Genomic DNA, 15,729 nt, shown 5'->3' with positions numbered 1-15,729 from the left:
GGTGTTTCTACCCACGTACTCGTCATGGCGCAACCGGATCGAGTGTGAGTTCGCCGCGCTGCGGTAATTAGCTCTCAACGGCACCGACCACCGCAGCCACGGCGAACAGGACGCCGCGATCGGCAACTACGTCCGCTGGCGCAACCAACACACCGGCCTATCCGCGACTTCGCAGTCGGTTCCAAGATCCGGCACCCGGATCACCTAACCAACGTTGCCTGAAGCGGCACCAGCGCCGGATTTCGTTGCGATGTTCCCGGCCCCTGCCTCTGAGCGACTGTAGTGCTTTGAGGAGTTGCCGGGAACACCCGTTCTATCGCACGGATATGTCCGGGTCACCCAGGGACATCCGGGTGGCCGGACAAACCCCTCATAGACATGTCATGCTCCACAATGTAGCTCACGAAGTCTCGTTGACTCATCGTGAGCGCACGCAGATCGATATCGTGTGGGAAAACCGGGACCCGGCCCAGATGATATTCGGCGGCACCGGCGAGAAAGGTTCTGGTCACCGCATCGGATCCCGCGTACATCTGGGGTCCCTGGAAGAGCTTGTAGGCGACATCCGCCCACGCTTCCGTTGTGAACTCGCCGGGTCCGGCGAGTTGTCGAAAAGCGTCCTGGATTATCCGTGATCGATCGGTCTCGGTAGCCGTGCTGGTGATAACGTCCCCGGGACGCGACGAATACTGCCATGCACTGATATCAAAGCCCCGTGCGGCATACCGCTCCGCCATCTCACGGCTGATTTGTTCAAGGCGCTCTTTGCGGGCGATCCGGTTCCCGTCGACAAATGATCCGTCGGATAGACGGACCGTGTTCTGAAAATCGTTTCCGGTGACGCCCTCGGTCTCGAATCGTGCCAGAGCTCGCTCACCGGCCTCTGCATAAGCTCTACCCAGGGGCGTCGGTTGCCCCCCGACCCACTGCCCTGTCAGTGGCTCCCGCACACCTCCTTCGGGGGGAATATTGAGTCCGAACCAGTCACGGTTCGGCTCGTCATCGGTGATCGGTTTTTTCAGCCTGTCATTATCGGGAAACAGCGGGCTCCTCTTCGACCGTTCCTCTACCAGGCGCCAGTACTCCGCCGACCAGTCATTCGGTGTCGGCCGTCTGCCCAACGCGCGCAGGTTGCCCACCATAATGTTTGCGGCGTCGGCTTGCCATCTGCTGAACTTTTGCCGCTCCGCCACCTTGGCGGCCGCCTCTTCGGTGAAAGGCGAGGCGAAGTCCTGTACACGGCCCGGCAATGGAAAATCCTTCTCCGAGACGCCGCCACCGCGGACCGCTGCGTTCGTAGGTGTGGGGCCGTGCCGCTTCGGGTCGAATGCGTGTTTTAGTCGTGCGACCCCCGATCTGTCGGCATTGTCGTGTGTCCCGCTCGCGGTGGTGAGGGCTTTCGCGCCGATGCGGTCGCCTCGGAGAGTATCGGCGAGGTGCCCCGTTACGCGCTGTACCTGGAAGTCCAAATGATCGGTTGCTCGGAGAAGGGCGCGAATGATATTCGTGTTCCGCACGCGGTACTCATGCTTTCATTGCTCGCCGGTGATCGTCACCGCTACGGGGAAACCGCGGTCAGATTACTATGCACTGCGGCAGAAGTTGACTAAAGACAACAACTTTCGCTGATGGCGTGGTGCTGCCCGAGGTGCCCCCGAAGGAGGGGCGCCGGTTGCAGAAGATCGCCAAAACCAGCAAGCAACCGATCAGGACCCGCCGCGCAATGCGGCCGCGGTTTGCCCGGGCCGAGCCTTTCCCACACCTGTTCGAATGGACTCGGGCGAGATCCCCTGTCCGGAGTTTCGATGCTATCGGCGCCTTTCATTCGGTGCTGGCGAAGTGACGCTCGAAACCGGCCGCCGGTTCCGAACATCGCCCAACAGCACCAGCGAACCACTCCCACACTTGCGCAAGGCGCGGCACAGCAAGCAACCTCCCGGTCCTGCCGGAAACACCGAGATTTGCGTCCCCGGCCGACGAATCCGACGATTCTGGCGCAACCTGTCCCTGTGTGCCACGCTCCCGATCGCGGGCTGCGGAGCCCAGCACTGCTGGTGGCAACAGGCCGAACAGGCGCCGTCCGGATCAGCAGGAGCGATCGGTGACCTGATGGGTCGGTTGCGACGTGTCGGTGCCGGTGCGCCATGCGGTTTCGAGGGCGCGCAGGAAGTCCTGCGAGGTCCGGCCGCCGCTCAGCAGGAGTCGCCTGTCGAAGACGAACGAGGGGACGCCGCCGATACCGAGGCGGAAAGCTTCCGCCCGGTCATCGTGTACGGCTTGCGCGAAATTGTTGCCACGCAGCATCTCTCGCGTCCGATCGGGGTCCAGTCCCGCTTCACCGCCGAGCCGGACCAGGGTCTCGAAGTCGCTGAGAACAGCCCCCTCCGCGGTGTAGGCGCGCATGAGGCGTTCGAGCACGGACTCGCCGCGGCCGACGGTCTCACCCAGTTTGACCAGGCGGTGCGCGTCGAAGCTGTTGACCGGCAAGGCCCGCTCGAGGCGGTAGTCCAAGCCTGCCCCTGCCGCGAGCTCACTGACGCCCTTCAAACGCTCAGCGGCCTGCTCGCTGGTCCCACCCAGATCCTGCCGCGACCGTTCGAGCAGGGTGAGGCCCGGCTCGCGCGACAGCCCGGGGTCGAGTTCGAAGGCATGCCAGTGAATCGCTACCCGCGCGCGGTGGCCGAACTGGGACAGCGCCGTCTCCAAGTTGCGCTTGCCGATGTAGCACCACGGGCACACGAGATCCGACCACACATCTATCTCCAGCACGTCCTCTTCCATCTTCATGTTGTGAGAATAGGTAAGTGACCTACTCGAAGTAAGTAGCCACTTCTGGGTAAGCTCAGGTCATGGAGGTAAGTTCGCAGGTGGATCATGCTTCAGAGGACTCCGTCTTCCGCCGCGACTGCCCGAGCCGCGACGTTTTCGAACATCTCACCGGCCGGTGGGCGCTGCTGGTGCCGGCGGCCCTGCGCCCGGGCTCGGTACACCCGGTGGAGTCGATCGAGGTCCTGTGTGAAGGGATGGCGGGCTACAAGATGATGGCCCAGACCGTGTTCCTCGCCCGGGAACTACCGGAAGCCGCCACCTGCACCGACCTTACGCCCGGTGGGTCCTGAGCGGGTTCCGGAATCGGTGCCGTATCAGGAAGAAACCGGATCCGACCGGCACCGGCGCTGCGCTACGCCCGCTGGGCCGACGCGGGGAATCGACCCCGGCGTATCACCTGATCACGATAGCCGGTCGCTCGATTCTCGGACCTGATCGCCGTACGCGGACGATCTCGGGACTCTGCGCTTCCGATGTGGTGCCGTATGTTCGGTCGGGATATGACGACTCTTCTGCTGGCGATGGCGGGGCTGGCGTTCCTCGACTCGCTCGACGTGCTGCTGATCGGAGTCACCACCGCCGTCATCATCGACAGCCGGCTCGCCCGGCGTTCGCCACTACCGGGCGGACTGGCCTTCCTCGGCGGTGTGTTCGTGCTCACCACCACCTTCGGCCTGGCCACGGTCCTGGGACTGAACTGGCTCACCGAACTCCTCGACTTCCGGCTCACCCCCACCCTGCGCTTCTGGGGTGAACTCGCCGCCGGCACTGTGCTGCTCGCCCTGGCCTGCGTGCGCACCACCGGCACCGCCGACCCACCGGAGTGGACGATCACCCTGCGCCGGCGCCCGGCGATGCTCGCGCTGGCCGGAATGGCGATCGGCTTCGCCCAGGCCCCGACCGCCATCCCCTATCTGACCGCGCTGGCGATGCTGTCCTCGCACCGGCCGCCCCCTTCGGGCTGGCCGGTCATCGTGCTCGTCTACTGTGCCCTGGCTCTGATTCCACCGCTGCTGGTCCTCGCGCTGGCACTGCGGCGCACGCCGCGTGCCCAACGGATCTACCGGCGGGTGGTGCGTGCCCTGGCCCGCTTCGGCCCCCTCACCGTCCGGATCCTGTTCGCCGTGCTCGGCGCCGCCCTGATCATCTACGCCCTCGTCTACGCCAGAGCGGAACTACCGCACTGAGCTCGCTCCGCACCTCACCGGGCCGTGCTTCGCCGCCGTATTCTCGTACCCCCGGCCGAGCGGCGGAAAGACATTGCTCCGGTACAGAGCGGGCGCACGCCGATCACCGCACCCGCGGACTGCCGGACCCCGTCGACCCCGGGCCGGGCCGGGCCGGCTCGACGACCGGGAAGGATGTGCGGGTGAGGTGCTCGGAGATCTCCCAGATACGGTCCGCGTCGTCCGCACCGCGCAGCCGGGAATAGAGGACCTGTTCGGCGGGTGGGCCGGACAGGTGCCGGAAACCGCTGGGACCGTACAGGCGGGCGCCGCCCGCGTCCGGTGCGGTCGCGGCCACCAGAGCCGGGAGCAGGGCTGTTTCGACCGTCCCGAAGAGAACGCCGCGCCGGGACAGCGCACGGATGGCACGGACCGCGACGGTGTCCTGTGCCCGCCCGACCTCGGGACGCGCGGCCAGGAGACTGGTGGGAACGACGCCGGGATGCGACAAATTGCTGATGATCCCCCACCCCGCGGCCCGGCTCCGCCGATCCAGTTCGAGCCCGAACAGGCCGAAAGCGATCTTGGACTGGCTGTACGCGCGGCGGCCGTTGTAGGAGCGTTCCCAGTTCAGGTCGCCCCAGTTGATGGCGTTCTCGTTTGCGGCGACACTGATCTGCGAGGTCACGCGCGCGCCTCCCGCGCGCAGCAGGGGCAGCAGATGGGCGACCAGGGCGAAATGCCCCAGGTGGTTGCTGCCGAACTGCAGCTCGAAGCCGTCGGTGGTGGTCTGCCGATCCGGTGGGGTCATCACGCCGGCGTTGTTGACCAGGATGTGGATCGGCCGGTTCTCGCCGCGCAGGGTGTCTCCGAGCGCGGCCACCGAGTCCAAGGACGACAGGTCGAGGTCCCGCAGGGATACCGCCGCGTCCGGATGCCGCCGCTCGATCTTCGCGATCGCCGCGTCGCCTTTGCGCCGGTTGCGGACGGGCATGACGACTTCGGCGCCTGCGGCGACGAGGCGGGTGGTAAGGGCCAGCCCGACGCCGTCGCTGGCGCCGGTGACGACGGCGAGCTTCCCGGAGAGGTCGGGAACGGTGATGTCCGGTCGTGTGCGTGCCATGTGCTGCTCCTGATTTCGGTGGTGGATGTGAACTCAGGTTGCGCGCGCACCACGGTAATATCCACGGCCTCCCGATCCCAGGCAGACGAGGCCGGTACGCCGTCACTCGAAGGGGGGATCGACGATCCCAGGTAGCGATGCGGCACCGAGGGCAGACTGAACAACACCGGATCGGAGGAGGAAAAAGTCGTGATCGATCGAGCGGGGCTCGCCGAGTTCCTCCGCCGCCGCCGGGAATCACTCCAACCAGAAGACGTCGGTCTCCCACGCGGGCAACGGCGTCGAACCGCCGGTCTGCGCCGCGAGGAAGTCGCCACGCTCTGCCACATCTCCACCGACTATTACAGCCGGCTCGAGCGGGCACGCGGACCGCACCCGTCCGAGCAGATGATCGCCTCGATCGCGCAGGGCCTGTATCTGTCCCTCGACGAACGCGACCACCTCTTCCGCCTCGCCGGGCACAACCCACCCGCGCGCGGCGCCACCAGCGAACACATCAGTCCCGGCCTGCTCCGCATCTTCGACCGGCTCCCCGATACCCCCGCCGAGATCGTCACCGAGCTCGGCGAGACCCTCCGGCAGACCCCGCTCGGCGTCGCGCTCACCGGCGACACCACCCGATACACCGGCCCGGCCCGCAGCATCGGCTACCGGTGGTTCACCGACCCCGCCACCCGGGCCCTCTACCACCCGGACGACCACGCGCTGCACTCTCGTGTCTTCGCCGCCGGGCTACGCAAGATGGTCACGCTCCGGGGGCCCGGATCACGGGCCGCTCACCTCATGGACCTTCTGCTCGACCGCAGCGACGAATTCCGCACCGTCTGGAACCGGCACGAAATCGGCATCCACTACAACGGCGTCAAACGCTACGCGCACCCCGAGGTCGGCGCCCTGGAACTCACCTGCCAGACACTTCTGGACCCCGAGCAGTCCCACCTGCTCCTCGTCTACACCGCCGTCCCCGGCAGCGAGAGCTACGAGAAACTTCGGCTTCTCTCCGTCATCGGCGCCCAGCAGATCATCCCGGGAACGCCTCCGGCCGGGTGACCGACCGGAACAGCGGGATACGCGGTGCGTCCGCCGGCTGCTCGGTTCGCGTTCTGTCCAGAAATCGCAGAAAGCGGATATGTTCGGCGAACAATTCGCCGACCATGTTCTCGCCCCGCGCAGGCATACAGGAGAATGAGCGGGTGCGGAAGGAAAGTGTTTCACAGGGGCCGGGGCCGATAGCGCCGGCGCCGCGGCGAACTGGCAGTTTCCGGTTCTGGCTGGCCGAACAGCGCTGGGAGTGGTCCGACGAGGTCTCGGCCCTGCACGGCTACGCCCCCGGCGAGGTGGAACCGACTACCGAGTTGCTGCTGGCGCACAAGCATCCCGAGGACCGCGGGGGAGTCGCCGACACGTTGGCGATGGTGGTGAGCGCCGGTGCGCCGTTCAGCAGCCGCCACCGCATCATCGATACCGCCGGCGAGGTGCGCCACGTACTGGTCGTCGGGGATCAGATGCTCGACGCCACCGGCGCGGTGACCGGTACCACCGGCTATTACATCGATATCACCGACACCCTCGGCGAAGAGCGCCAAGACGCCCTCGACGCCGCGATACCCGGGATGGTCGCGGCCCGGGAACTGATCGAGCAGGCCAAGGGCGCGGTGATGATGATCTACGGGATCTCGGCCGAACAGGCCTTCCGGGTGCTGATCTGGCGGTCGCAGGAGACCAACACCAAACTCCGCGATCTGGCCGCCAAACTGGTCGCCGCGGTGGGCGAGTTCGGCGGCGCCGAAACGCCCACCCGCACCCGCTTCGACCACCTCCTGCTCACCGTCCACGAACGGCCCGAGCCGTGACCGAGGGTGGAAGTCGCGCCGGGGTTCGGCAGTGGAACACCCGCTGAGCGGCGTCCGGACGCGAAACGGCCCCCACCGGAGTGGGGGCCGTTTTCCCTCGGGTCGGGGTCGCTACTAGTCGCTCTGGAAGTAGCTCAGCAGACGCAGGATCTCGACGTAGAGCCAGACCAGGGTGACCGTGAGGCCCAGGGCCACACCCCAGGCGGCCTTCGGCGGGGCCTGGGCGCGGATGAGCTGGTCGGCGGCGTCGAAGTCCAGCAGGAAGCTGAACGCCGCGATGGCGATGACGACCAGGCTGAAGATGATGGCGATGGGGCCGCCGTCACGCAGGCCGAAGCCGCCGTCGGTGAAGAAGCTCGCGATCAGGTTGCCGACCACCAGGACCAGGATGCCGATCATGGCGCCGATCAGCATCCGGGTGAAGCGCGGGGTGACCCGGATGGCACCGGTCTTGTAGACGACGAGCATGCCGGCGAACACACCGAAGGTGCCCAGGATGGCCTGGCCGATCATGCCCGCGCCGCCCGCGCCACCGAAACTGATATCGGTGAACATGAACGACAGGGCGCCGACGAAGACGCCTTCGGCGACCGCGTAGGAGAGCACCAGCGCCGGGTTGTCGGCCTTGTTGCCGAAGGTGGCGACCAGCACCAGAACCAGGCCGATGAGGCCACCGCCGATGACGAACAGCGGCGCGAGGCCACTGTTCGCGCTGGTCAGCAGGTAGGTGACCAACGCGGACAACGCGAGGACACCCAGCGTGATACCGGTCTTGGTGACCACATCGTCGATGGTCAGCGACCGGGTCGGCGCCTGCGGGTAGGGCTGCTGATACTGCTGCGGGTACTGCTGCTGGTTGCCGTACTGGTAGCCCAGCTGTCCCGCGCCGGCGGCAGCCGAGCCGAAGCCCGCGTAGCCGGTTTCCTGCCGCGGCAGATTCTTGAATACCGGATTGCTTGTGGCGCGCACCGCAAATCCCTTTCTCGGAGTTCGTTGGCCATACCGGAGCACGACCGTCGGCTCGAGCTGTTACTCGATATCCAACTGTCCGTCCAACGATCACGACCCCCGGTGGAGTTCCCGGGCGGGACGACAAGACAGACAAACCGGACCTTACCGCCGGTCGGGCCCGGATGGACCACGGACCGGAATACCGGCCGACCGACGGATGCCGCACACGACCTCGCCGAATACCGATACCGGCTGCTCACAGCGTGTCGAACCCCATTACGCGGGGTCTCACCTATCACCGGCACGCCGTACCGGTGGCGTACGTCTCCGCCGTGGCGGCGCGCTACATCACCATCACGAGGATCACAATGATGATGAGCAGCCCGATCAACAGCCCGATGGTGACGGCCACGGTCGGACTGAGTTGCCGCGAAGCGGGCCGCGGGGCAGGCGCCGCGACCGCGGCGGGCCGTGGCGGCTGCGGCTGCGCGCGCCGGGGCAGGGGGCCGGAGCGAGGGCTGCGCAGGCCGGCGGCGGAGTTGCGGGCCGCCCAGGCCGGAATGGTGCCGTCCTCGGTGCGCACCGGCGCACCGAGGATATTGCCGGCGGCGCCCGGCCCGAAAGCGGCGGCGAGGATCTCGTCACGCGCCTCGGCCATGGTGGGGCGGCGCTGCGGGGCCGGTTCCATCATGTGCAGCAGCGCCCGGGTGAGCACGCCGCTGCGACTCGGCGGAATGATCTGCGCCATGGCGGCGCGCTCCACGATGGCGCCGGTGTCGTCGTCCATCCCGAACGGCGGCTGCCCCTCGATGGCGGTGTAGAGGGTGGCACCGAGGGAGAACACATCGCTGGCCGCGGTGGGCTGGGCGCCGCGCGCGACCTCGGGCGGCAGATAGGCGGGCGTACCGGTGATCATTCCGTCCGGTTCGTCGGCGGCCTCGGCGATATTTCGGGAGATACCGAAATCGCTCAGCTTCGCCATCCCGACCCCGGGGCCGCGATCGGCGACGAGAATATTGCCCGGTTTGATATCGCGGTGCACGATGCCGACATGGTGCGCGGCGGCCAGCGCATCGGCGACCTGGGCGCCGATCTGGGCCACCTCGATCACCGGGAGGGCGTTCACCAGTCCGAGCGCCCGGGCGACACTGCGCGAGGGCAGATGCTCCATCACCAGCCAGGGTTCACCGGCCTCGATCACCACGTCGTAGACGGCGATGGCGTGCTCGTGGGACAGCTTCGCCGCGACCCGCCCCTCGTGCACGATCTGATCGCGGACCCGCCGGGCCTGGGCCTCGTCCATACCGGCGGTGGACAGCACCTGCTTGATGGCGACCTCGCGGTCCAGCAGCCGGTCACGGGCCTCCCATACGGCTCCCATACCGCCACCGCCCAGCTTGGACTGCAGGCGGTATCGGCCGGCCACCAGATAGTCGGGGCCGACGATGGGACGGGGACGATCGATCATGGGTGTGAGACTAGCCGAATTCGGTGGTAGCTGGCCGGATTCGGAGCCGGACCGCGCCACACGTGGCTTCGTTCACCCCGGTGGGGTCGCCGCGGTGCCGGAGGTACTTCCGGGGGCGGGTTTCAGCCGATAGTCTGTCGAATGTATGTTCGAACCAGGAGTTAGCTGGATCGGTGCCGGCCACTTCGGTGCGACCGGCCGTCCGTCCGGCGTCCGTCGCGGAAGTGGGTGAAAGTATGACGGCACGGCCACCGAAGGCGAGCGGCGCCCAACTGCGGCAACTGGCCCAGTTGCGGCGCGCCCGGGCGGCGGGCGGCGGCTGCGTACCCGGTCCCCCGGCCGCGCCACGCGGCGAGCACGGCCTGTCCGCACCGGTGGCGCCGGCGACGGGCCTGCGGCGGGAGACCCTGCCCGTGCCCCCGGCCCTGGCGCCCCTGCTGCCCGAGGGCGGCCTGGTCAAGGGCAGCGTGGTGGCCTACACCGGCGCCGGATCGTTGCTGGCCGGATTACTCGCCGCCATCACCGGACCGGGCGGGCACGCGGCCACCGTCGGGCTGCCCGGGCTCGGTCTGCTCGCCGCCGCGGAGATGGGTGCCCGGCTGGATCGGATCGCGGTGGTCGCCGACGCCGGCCGGGATCCGGCGGAAGTGGCGGCGGTATTGCTCGACGGTATGGAACTGGTGGTGCTCGGCCTCGGCGGCGCCGCGGTCCCCCCGGCCCGCGCCCGGGTGCTCACCGCGAAGGCCCGCGGAAAGAACGCCACCCTGATCGTCACCGGCGGCTCCTGGCCGGCTCCGGACCTGAACCTGGAAGCGAAGGTATCCGGCTACACCGGTCTCGGGACGGGCAGCGGGCGTATCCGTTCCATCAGCCTCGACGTCGAGGTCCGCGCCAAAGACGGTGTACCGCACCGGGGCCGGTTGGCCGCCCGCCCACTCGCCGGCCGGGTGGAGTGGATCGCGCCGGCCGGCACGGAAGCCGGCGAGGGCCGCGCCCCGGAACGGCAGGAGCGGTCGGTTGCCTCCTGACCGGCCCGCACCGGGCACCGCCCGCGGCGGTCCCCGGGTCCTGGCGGTGTGGTGCCCGGACTGGCCGGCGGTCGCGGCGGCGGCGAGCGCGGGGTTGCCACCGGAACTACCGGTGGCGGTACTCCACGCGAACCGGGTGGTCACCTGCTCGGCGGCCGCCCGCGAGGCGGGAGTGCGCCGCGGTATGCGCAAACGCGAAGCCCAGGGCCGCTGCCCGGAACTCGTGGTGGCGCAACAGGACCCGGACCGTGATGCCCGGCTGTTCGAACCGGTCGCCGCGACCGTGGACACCCTCGCCTCCGGCGTGGAAGTGCTGCGCCCCGGCCTGCTGGCCCTGTCCGCCCGCGGTGTCGTCCGCTACTTCGGTTCGGCCGAGGCCGCGACCCGCCGTGTGCTCACCGCGCTGGCCGCCGCCGGGGTGGAGGCGCGGGTGGGTATCGCCGACGAATTACCCACCGCGATCGTCGCCGCCCGGCACGGGACCCTCGTGGCCCCGGGGGGCGACGCCCGGTTCCTGGCCCCGCTGCCGATCACGGAGCTGGCGGCCGAACCGGACCCGGCGGCCGCGGAACGGGCCGCACTCATAGATCTGCTGCACCGGCTGGGCCTGCGCCGGATCGGGGATTTCGCCGAGCTGACACCGGCCCAGGTGACCTCCCGGTTCGGCACGGACGCGATCCTCGCGCATCGCGCCGCCCGCGCCCTACCGGAACGGCCACCGGCGCCGCGCCGGCCCGCACCGGATCTGGAGGTCCGGCTCCTCTGCGATCCGCCCATCGACCGGGTCGACCGGGCCGCGTTCGCCGGCCGGCTACTGGCCACCCGGCTCACCGCGGCGCTGTCGGCCGCCGCGCTGGCCTGTACCCGGCTCGAGATCCGCGCCGAAACCGAGACAGGGGAAAACCTGTCCCGGGTCTGGCGCTGCGCCGAACCGCTGACCGCCGACGGCGTCGCCGACCGGGTGCGCTGGCAGCTGGACGGCTGGCTGACCCGTCCCCCGGACGGCCGCCCCACCGGCCCGATCATCCTGCTGCATCTGGTGCCGGTGGAGGTGGTGCCGGCCGGCGCCCTGCAACTGGGTCTGTGGGGCGATACCGGATCGGGTGACGAACGCGCGCTGCGCGCCCTGGTCCGCGTCCAGGGCCTGCTCGGTGGCGACGCGGTGCAGGTGGGCGTGCTCAGCGGCGGACGCGGACCGGCCGAACGGGTCACCATGGTCGCGTTCGGTGACGAACGCGCCCCGCACACCGATCCGGCGCCGCCCTGGCCGGGCCGGATCCCCGAACCCGCCCCCGCCGTGATCATGCTCGACCGTCCACCGGTCACCCTGGAGTCCGCCGACGGCGCCCCGGTACGGATCACCGAGCGCGGCGGGTTCAGCGGACCACCGGCGCGGCTGCGCTGGGGACGATCCAGTTGGCGGCTCACCGCCTGGGCCGGTCCCTGGCTCCTGGACGAACTGTGGTGGTCGCCCGGATCGGCGCCCAGCGCCCGCGCGCAAGTCGAACTACCCGGTCCGCACAGTCTGCTGCTGTTCGCCCAGAACGACCGGTGGTATGTGGAAGGGCTCTACGATTGACTTCCTCCCGGCCCTGAAGGACGGGGCTTCCACGCTACGGAGATTCGGTAACCGCCGCGCTCAGTACCCGTCGCAGGCGTCGAACGCCGCGTCCTTGTCCGCGTTGAACGTATCGATCTGCCCGTTGACCTCGTCTACCGAGGCATTGCGTTCCAGCAGGTCGGCCAGTGACCTCAGATTGTCGCGGTAGGTGCGCATCGGAGTGGAGACATCGTTGGGCACATCGGGGTTCAGGCTCTGATCGATCTTGTCGGCGGTATTGCGCAACGCGGTGACCGCGGCCTGTTTCTTGGGCTCGAGATCGGGCGCCTTCGCGTCACTGGCGTCGATATAGGCGTTGAACGCGTCGACCGCGGGATTGTTGTTGTCGCGCAGCGCCTCGCACACATCGGTGGCGGCGGCCGCCGCGGCGGCGGCTCGCGACGAGGAGGCCGCGGCCGACGACGATTTGACCTCGGAGGTGTACAGCTGCAACTCGGACTGGTTCACCTGGGCGGTACCGGTCACGGTGTTCGAGCAGGCAGCGATGAAACCACCCGCGATGAGCACGGTCACAGCGGTGGCGAGACCGGCTCGTTCGAGTCGTCGCATAGGTGTTGAACTCCCCTCGGATGCCCACGACCCCGTATTTTCGCCCCGGCGCGCCGGACATCTGAGCCGCCGGTGCTGTCAACCGTACTGCGTGGGGTCGTATTTCGACCGCCCAGCCTCGTCATTGATCATCAACCGATACCCGGGCGCAGCACACGCTACCCGGTGGCGATATCGATGACCAGGCGATTCGGCATGGTGGCGGTGGATACCGTGAAGCCCGGCCGGTCGCCGGCAACCCCGACGAACGATTGCGTGACCCCCTCGAAAACCGTGGTCCGGTACACCCCGGCGATCCCGGGCACCGCCGGATCGGTGGCCGGGTCGGGACCGGAGTAGGGCGCCACCCGGCTGTCGAAGGGATAGGCCGACCCGGTGATCCGCACCTCGAGCACCGATTCGCCCGCCACCTCCAGTTCCCGGCCGCTACCGTCCTGGACCGCCCGGCCGGTGTACCACACGCTCCAGCCCGGAGTGCCCTCCCCGCCGAGGTCGTATTCCACGCGATCGAACCCCGCATGCCTGCTCAACCGGATATCGGTCACGGTCAGCGCGGCCCCCGGCGAGGCCTCGGCCTGTTTGGGGACCGTATCGTCGGGCGCGGGCACCGGCTCACCCGGTAACGGCACGGGTGGCGGCGGCACACCGGGGGTGGCCACTTCCGCACTCGGCACCGCCGGTACCAGCTCCGGAGAGCTAACCGGTGGTGTGGAGCCGGAGTGGGCACATCCCGCGAGAAAACCCAGCATTGCCACCACTACCAGAACACGCCCGGTACGCATGCGGCCGATGCTAACCGGCGTAACCGCTGTCCTGCGGGAATACGCCCTCTCCCGGTGTGCCACCCCGACCGGCCCGCGGGGGCGCGCGCAGCGGGTCCACCGGCCATCCGACGGGGCGGCCGGCGGGCCGCGGCAACGATCTAGCACACTTGACCTGTGCGAGATGTGGAGGACCTACTGGAACGGTTGCGCCGCTATCCGGATGTGGAGGCCGTCAACCTGTACGCCGTCGATGCCGCCGACCGCCTGATTCTCGACGTAGCCGCGGAAGCGCTCACCGAAGCCGCCGCCGCCCGGGCAACGGTCGCGGTGATCGGTGACGGTTACGGCGCCCTCACCCTCGGCGCCGCCGCCGCCCACGACCTGCACGGAATCCGGGTCCACCAGGATCTGCTCACCGGCGAACTCGCCCTGGCCGCCAACGCCCGGGCCCTCGGTCTCGCCGACCGCTACACCTCCCATCCGCTGGACGAGACCCTGCTCCGCGGTGCGACCGTCATCCTGCTGCGGCTACCGCGCGTCCTGGCCGGTCTGGCCGAAATCGCCGAGGCCATCGCCCGTTACGCCCATCCCGCGGTCCGCGTCTTCGCCGGCGGCCGCGACAAATACCTGACCAAGGCCATGAACGAGGTACTGGCCGAATCGTTTTCCGAGGTGCGGGCCAGCCGCGGGCGGCAGAAATCGCGCACCCTGCTGGTCCGCGGCCCGAAACCGGTGGGCGCGCCCCGATTCCCGGTGCACGAGCACATCGGTGAGTTCGGCATCGAAGTGGTCGCGCACGGCGCGGCGTTCTCCGGCACCCGCCTCGATATCGGCACGCGGTTCCTGCTCGAACATCTGCGCGCGATGAAACCCGACGCCCGCGACGCCGTCGACCTCGGCTGCGGCACCGGGATACTGGCCGTGGCACTGGCCAGGTCCCGGCCCGGGCTGGCGGTGGTCGGCACCGACCAGTCCGCCGCCGCCGTGGCCTCCGCCACGGCCACCGCTGCCGCCAATCAGCTCACCGACCGGGTCCGGGTGGTCCGCGACGACGCCATGTCCGGCGCCCCCGACAACAGCGCCGACCTGGTCGTATGTAATCCGCCGTTCCATGTCGGCGCCGCCGTGCACACCGGATCGGCGATCAAGATGTTCGCCCAGACCGGCCGGGTACTGCGCCCCGGCGGCGAGCTGTGGACGGTCTACAACAACCACCTCAACCATCGCACGGTGGTCGAACGCATGGTGGGACGCACCGAAGTGATGGGCCGCAACCGGAAATTCACCGTCACCCGCTCGGTACGCGGTCTGCACGACCCGACCCGCCCCTGACGCCGCCGCTCAGTCGATCCGCCGCCGATGCGCCCAGCGAGTGAGCGCGTTCCGGTTGGACTGCTGGGTTTTACGCAGCACGTTCGACGCGTGGGTCTCCACCGTCTTCACCGAGATGAACAGTTTCTCGGCGATCTCCCGATAGGTGTAACCGCGCGCCAGCAGACGCAATACCTCCAGCTCACGCGGAGTCAGCGAATCAAGCTCCGGATCCAGCGGCGGCTCGGGCACCGGAGACTTCCCCGTGAACGAATCCAGGACGAAACCGGCGAGCCTGGGACTGAACACCGCGTCACCGCCGGCCACCCGGCGGATCCCGTCGGCCAGTTCGGCACCGGAAATCGTCTTGGTCACATAACCCCGGGCACCGGCCCGGATCACCGCGATCACATCCTCGGCGGCATCGGACACACTCAACGCCAGACACACCGGACCGCTGTCGATACCGTGCAACACCGCTACTCCGCCCCCCTCGGGCATATGCACATCCAGCAGCACCACATCGGGTTTCGCGCTGTTGATCCCCGCCACGGCCTCGGCCACCCCACCGGCCTCCCCGACCACCTCCATATCCGTCTCCCGGCTCAACTCGGCCCGCACTCCGGAACGGAAAACGGCGTGATCATCCACCAAGAAAACCCGCACGCCCACCCTCTCTGTGTTTATTCGCGGCGCCTTCGGCGCCGCGGGGTCGAGGCCCCCGAAGGTCCCGCCGTTCAGGCCTCGAGACTCGAGCCTTCGGCTCCTGCGCTTTCGAGGCCTGAACGGCGGGACGGGCCTCGACCCTTTGGGGGCCTCGCTGGACTCGGCGCCGACTGAGGCGGCCGGGTGGTGCGGGGCACCACTGCTGATCATCGTGCGATACATGGTTTCAGGTGGGTAGCGAGGAAGGGATTCGGGGGCAGCCGACCCGGCTTGTGGCCGTGCCGGGTGCCGTGTGGTCCCCGGGCGCACGGCCACTCCGTCGGCGGATGTTTCGGCCGCAGTCCCGGACGGTCGACCGGATGTGCCCTGGTCCGCACCGCGGGCACGGACCGGGCACGCG

15 protein-coding genes are annotated in these 15,729 nt (G+C 68.7%); 7 read left to right on the top strand and 8 right to left on the bottom strand.

Features of this window, described 5'->3' with window-relative positions; genetic code table 11:
* Positions 1-335 precede the first annotated feature (335 nt).
* Positions 336-1,517 carry a hypothetical protein gene (locus tag AB0H42_RS26480; protein WP_357060600.1) on the bottom strand — a complete coding sequence of 394 codons (1,182 nt, stop codon included), beginning with the start codon at positions 1,515-1,517 and terminating at the stop codon, positions 336-338.
* 568 nt (positions 1,518-2,085) lie between these two features.
* Positions 2,086-2,787: a DsbA family oxidoreductase gene (locus tag AB0H42_RS26475; protein ID WP_357060597.1), complete on the bottom strand. Its 702-nt coding sequence runs from the start codon at positions 2,785-2,787 to the stop codon at positions 2,086-2,088.
* 62 nt (positions 2,788-2,849) lie between these two features.
* On the opposite strand from AB0H42_RS26475, the gene AB0H42_RS26470 reads away from it, so the two are divergent.
* Entirely contained in the window at positions 2,850-3,119 is a 270-nt protein-coding gene (locus tag AB0H42_RS26470; protein WP_357060594.1) for a hypothetical protein, read from the top strand.
* Positions 3,120-3,329: 210 nt separating this feature from the next.
* Positions 3,330-4,016, top strand: coding sequence for a GAP family protein (locus AB0H42_RS26465; protein WP_357060593.1), 687 nt, complete (start codon positions 3,330-3,332; stop codon positions 4,014-4,016).
* 103 nt (positions 4,017-4,119) lie between these two features.
* Here AB0H42_RS26465 and AB0H42_RS26460 read toward each other — a convergent pair whose 3' ends face one another.
* The gene (locus tag AB0H42_RS26460; protein ID WP_357060591.1) at positions 4,120-5,118 is read right to left on the bottom strand and encodes an SDR family oxidoreductase; all 999 of its coding nucleotides are present in this window, start codon (positions 5,116-5,118) and stop codon (positions 4,120-4,122) included.
* A 189-nt stretch (positions 5,119-5,307) separates the two neighbouring features.
* On the opposite strand from AB0H42_RS26460, the gene AB0H42_RS26455 reads away from it, so the two are divergent.
* Positions 5,308-6,168 (top strand): helix-turn-helix transcriptional regulator, encoded by an 861-nt coding sequence (locus AB0H42_RS26455; protein ID WP_357060588.1) that lies wholly within the window; start codon positions 5,308-5,310, stop codon positions 6,166-6,168.
* A 143-nt stretch (positions 6,169-6,311) separates the two neighbouring features.
* Entirely contained in the window at positions 6,312-6,971 is a 660-nt protein-coding gene (locus AB0H42_RS26450) for a PAS and ANTAR domain-containing protein (RefSeq protein WP_357060585.1), read from the top strand.
* A gap of 114 nt (positions 6,972-7,085) precedes the next feature.
* On the opposite strand, the gene AB0H42_RS26445 is transcribed toward AB0H42_RS26450, so the two are convergent.
* The gene (locus AB0H42_RS26445) at positions 7,086-7,940 is read right to left on the bottom strand and encodes a Bax inhibitor-1/YccA family protein (protein ID WP_357060582.1); all 855 of its coding nucleotides are present in this window, start codon (positions 7,938-7,940) and stop codon (positions 7,086-7,088) included.
* A gap of 325 nt (positions 7,941-8,265) precedes the next feature.
* Positions 8,266-9,390, bottom strand: coding sequence for a serine/threonine-protein kinase (locus AB0H42_RS26440; RefSeq protein WP_357060579.1), 1,125 nt, complete (start codon positions 9,388-9,390; stop codon positions 8,266-8,268).
* A gap of 236 nt (positions 9,391-9,626) precedes the next feature.
* On the opposite strand from AB0H42_RS26440, the gene AB0H42_RS26435 reads away from it, so the two are divergent.
* Positions 9,627-10,418, top strand: coding sequence for a hypothetical protein (locus AB0H42_RS26435; protein ID WP_357060576.1), 792 nt, complete (start codon positions 9,627-9,629; stop codon positions 10,416-10,418).
* On the top strand, positions 10,408-11,997 hold the full coding sequence (locus AB0H42_RS26430; protein WP_357060574.1) for a DNA polymerase Y family protein: 1,590 nt from the start codon (positions 10,408-10,410) through the stop codon (positions 11,995-11,997). Before AB0H42_RS26435 ends, AB0H42_RS26430 begins: the two co-directional genes overlap by 11 nt.
* 60 nt (positions 11,998-12,057) lie before the next feature.
* Here the strand turns inward: AB0H42_RS26430 and AB0H42_RS26425 are convergent, their stop codons facing one another.
* The gene (locus AB0H42_RS26425; RefSeq protein ID WP_357060571.1) at positions 12,058-12,588 is read right to left on the bottom strand and encodes a hypothetical protein; all 531 of its coding nucleotides are present in this window, start codon (positions 12,586-12,588) and stop codon (positions 12,058-12,060) included.
* A gap of 158 nt (positions 12,589-12,746) precedes the next feature.
* A complete protein-coding gene (locus tag AB0H42_RS26420; protein WP_357060568.1) occupies positions 12,747-13,370 on the bottom strand; it encodes a hypothetical protein in 624 nt (207 codons plus the stop codon).
* A gap of 156 nt (positions 13,371-13,526) precedes the next feature.
* On the opposite strand from AB0H42_RS26420, the gene AB0H42_RS26415 reads away from it, so the two are divergent.
* Positions 13,527-14,684 carry a methyltransferase gene (locus AB0H42_RS26415; protein WP_357060565.1) on the top strand — a complete coding sequence of 386 codons (1,158 nt, stop codon included), beginning with the start codon at positions 13,527-13,529 and terminating at the stop codon, positions 14,682-14,684.
* Positions 14,685-14,693: 9 nt separating this feature from the next.
* Here the strand turns inward: AB0H42_RS26415 and AB0H42_RS26410 are convergent, their stop codons facing one another.
* The gene (locus AB0H42_RS26410; RefSeq protein ID WP_063045376.1) at positions 14,694-15,329 is read right to left on the bottom strand and encodes a response regulator transcription factor; all 636 of its coding nucleotides are present in this window, start codon (positions 15,327-15,329) and stop codon (positions 14,694-14,696) included.
* Positions 15,330-15,729 lie beyond the last annotated feature (400 nt).

The sequence above is a fragment of the Nocardia sp. NPDC050799 genome, assembly GCF_040654015.1.
Taxonomy (GTDB): Bacteria; Actinomycetota; Actinomycetes; order Mycobacteriales; family Mycobacteriaceae; genus Nocardia.
Note: the sequence above shows the minus strand (reverse complement) of the source record. Positions and strands in the feature narration are given on the sequence as shown.